General features: G+C 45.7%; 2 protein-coding genes. Both read right to left on the bottom strand.

What is annotated here, in order from left to right; genetic code table 11:
- Positions 1-483 (bottom strand): ABC transporter ATP-binding protein (locus tag AB4496_RS22545; RefSeq protein WP_372132028.1); only part of this gene is annotated, 483 nt, incomplete at its 3' end.
- 122 nt (positions 484-605) lie between these two features.
- Positions 606-1,979, bottom strand: a complete 1,374-nt coding sequence (locus tag AB4496_RS22540; protein WP_102258612.1) for an MATE family efflux transporter — start codon at positions 1,977-1,979, stop codon at positions 606-608.
- Positions 1,980-2,035: the final 56 nt, after the last annotated feature.

Genomic DNA, 2,035 nt, shown 5'->3' with positions numbered 1-2,035 from the left:
CAGAATTTTAGGTTCCATGTACAGAGCACGAGCAATCGCTGCGCGTTGTTGTTGACCACCAGACGCTTCTTCAGGGTAACGACCAAGCAAAGGCATCAGGTCTAAAGCAGAAAGAATCTGTCTCCAGAGCCCCTTATCTTCAGGTAAACCTTTTAACTGGCGGCAAAAACGGATGTTGTCGGCAATGTTAAGCGTTGGTAGCAAGTTGAATTGCTGGAAGATATGACCGATGTTGTTTCTACGATAAGCGGTGCGGTCACGCTCGGTCGAGTCGTGCATATCGAAGTGAGGGAAAGCGATTTCACCTGAATCGGCGAGGTCTAAACCCGCGATAAGATTCAGCAAAGTACTCTTACCAGAGCCACTTTCTCCCATTAATGCCAGCTGATCACCTTGGTTTAATGTTAATTCAGCACCTTGCAAAACAGGGTGAAACTCCCCCCCATCGACATAGCCTTTACACAGGTCTGACAGCTTTAACATTAAACAGCTCACATTAGTTAGAATTTGGAATGAGAATCTACACTAATTCCCTGTTAGGAGGAAGTATTTTGAAAGATAGATCACACACCAACGATAAAGTGATGGGGTTGATGCGCTCTACTTCAATTTCCTATCAAGTTTTTAATCCATTTTCTTGTTTTCATGCGGTAGAGCGACCCACCCCACTTAAGCACTTCTTCAGTGAGGAAAAGCAGATATATCCACTCAGGTGGAAACTTCAGATAGATAGCAGCAATCGCGGCGAGCGGAATACCGATCACCCATTGGGCAATCAGGTCTTGATAAAGGCAGAACTTCACATCACCGCCCGCTCTCAACACACCAACAATGACAGTCAGCGGTACCGATCGGATAACAATACCCACGCTTAAAATTAGAATGAACTTTTCTGAGAGGGCTCTGGTTTCTTCCGTCAGTGCACTAAAAGCATTCAGTATTGGCGTTTGTACGAAGTAAAGAAAAATCGCGACCACGATACTGGTCAAGAAACACAAAATCGTTAAGCCTAACGCTTGGTAATAAACCGCTTCATTATTCTTTGCGCCAAGTTGATTACCCACCAGAACCGCTGCCGCATTCGAAAGGCCAATCAGTAAACTCAATGAGATAGATTCAACCGGCGTCATCACTGACAGTGCTGCCAGTCCTTGAACGCCCGATTGCCCCATGATCGCGTGGTAAGCAAATAAGCCACCCGCCCACGCCAAAAAGTTAAACGTCGTCGGCAGCGATAACTTTAAGAAGCGAACCACTTTTTCAATCGAAGCTGCTGCTTTTATATCGCATAACTTGAAAGCCAAGAGATGCTTTGAACAATAAAGATAACCATATAAGGTCGCCACTTCAATGGCACCGCTCAATACCGTCGCAATCGCCGCACCTTTGATTCCAAGCGCAGGAAAGCCTAAGTTACCGAAGATCAGCACCCAGTTTAAGAACACGTTAGACAGGATACCGATACCGCTGAAGAAGGTGCTTAGCCCGGGTTTGTGCATCGCTCTCAAACCTACAGCCATACTGCTAACGCACGATACAGCTAGCATGCTAAACGAGGTGATAACAATGTATTCAACACCAAGGTTGATCACTTCTTGGGAGTCAGTCGTCACGCCCATGATTTGTGCGGGAAATGAAACGAAGAAAACAATAGTTAGTAATGCAAACAGTGTTGAAACCAGCCAAGTCAACGCCGTACTTTCTCTGACGCCTTGCTTGTTACCTGCTCCCCAATATTGCGCAGTCAATAACGCACCACCCGTGGTGACACCCACCAGCATAATGGTCGTGACAAACATGGCTCGACTCGCCACACCCACCGCCGCAATATCCGCTTCACCCAATTGGCCTAACATCAACACATCCACTAAGCCTCGGCTTGAAAACATAATGCTCTGCAAAGTAATAGGCAAAGCAATCGCAATAAGCCTACGAACAAAATCACCTCGAGTGTGATGAATAATTGAAGAGAGCAACATAGAAATACCTAAACGGAACGTATTGATGAATAAAGATAAATATCGCGCTATTATAT

Source organism: Vibrio sp. 10N.222.46.A1, assembly GCF_041473595.1.
In the GTDB taxonomy this organism is placed as follows: domain Bacteria; phylum Pseudomonadota; class Gammaproteobacteria; order Enterobacterales; family Vibrionaceae; genus Vibrio; species Vibrio tasmaniensis_A.
This window is presented reverse-complemented; position numbering and strand designations above follow the sequence as displayed.

Excerpts from the sequence above, each read along its gene's own strand:
- AB4496_RS22540 (WP_102258612.1), bottom strand. The coding sequence starts at position 1,979 with ATGTTGCTCTCTTCAATTATTCATCACACTCGAGGTGATTTTGTTCGT.